This is a genomic window from Aurantimonas manganoxydans SI85-9A1 (assembly GCF_000153465.1).
In the GTDB taxonomy this organism is placed as follows: Bacteria; Pseudomonadota; Alphaproteobacteria; order Rhizobiales; family Rhizobiaceae; genus Aurantimonas; species Aurantimonas manganoxydans.
Genome location: NZ_AAPJ01000033.1, coordinates 1 through 1,029, shown reverse-complemented (window position 1 = coordinate 1,029; position 1,029 = coordinate 1). Strand labels below are relative to the sequence as shown.

Here is a 1,029-nt window from a genome sequence, read left to right as displayed (position 1 = left end):
TGGGTGGCACCCGGCGGCTCTCCGACGTCAGCTTTCACCTGCGCGAGCGCGAGACGCTGGGTATCATCGGCGTCTCCGGCAACGGCCAGGCGACGCTCGCCCATCTGGTCTCCGGGCTCGTCGCGCCGGATGCCGGCGGCCTGTCCGTGCTGGGCGAGGAGACCTCCACGCTGTCGCCGCGCGACCTCGTGCGCCGCGGTGTCGGCCGCATCCCCGAGGACCGCAACACCGAAGGCGCCATCGGCGAACTGGCGATATGGGAGAACGCCATTCTCGAACGTGTGCGCGACGTACCCTTTTCCAAGGGTGGCTTCGTCCGGCAATCGACGGCGCGCGCCTTTGCAGCCGACGTCATCGACCGTTTCGACATTCGCGGCGGATCGGCCCACAGCCGCACGCGGCTCCTGTCCGGCGAAGTGCAGTTTCTGCCGCTTGTCGGCGCGCCCGAGGAAAAGGCAGTGCTTCTGGCGCGCGCCCTGTCGGAAAGCGCTGCAGCCAAGGGTGTCAGGATCCGCCCAGCGGCCGAAGCACCGTCGAGCGTCCGGCTGAAGGGCTATTTCTCGGCGTTCAACGACGGGTCCTCCACCACCCTCGTCTATGTCTGGGACGTGCTCGATGCGAGCGACCGCCGTGTCCGGCGCATTCAGGGACAGGAGAGCGTTCCCGGTGCCGCCGCGGACCCGTGGGCTGCCATCGGCCTGTCGACGCTCGCAGCCGTCGCCGACCGCACGCTGCAGGAAGCGGCGCAGGTCGCAACCGGCACCGGCTGAGCCTCCTCGATGCCCCGAACTTATCCCGCATTGCGAAAGGCGGCGGGTTGAAGTTTCGCGCGATGTTGCTATGAGCCCCTGCATCGAACCGGAGGCGACGGAATGGCCCACCGTAGCGGCATAGCCAAGCCGTCCCGACCGGTACCCGCTATCGGAAAGAACGCGATGAAACTCTTCAGCGGCAACTCCAACCGCGTCCTCGCTCAATCCATCGGACGCTATCTGGAATTGCCACTCGGGGAGGCCATGGTCCGGCGCT

The 1,029-nt window shown here is 67.5% G+C and carries 1 protein-coding gene and 1 pseudogene; both read left to right on the top strand.

The window, feature by feature from the left end:
* Positions 1-770 (top strand): ATP-binding cassette domain-containing protein (locus SI859A1_RS21125; RefSeq protein WP_009207889.1); only part of this gene is annotated, 770 nt, incomplete at its 5' end.
* 165 nt (positions 771-935) lie between these two features.
* Positions 936-1,029 (top strand): annotated as a pseudogene (locus SI859A1_RS22415) (phosphoribosylpyrophosphate synthetase); the annotation flags it as partial.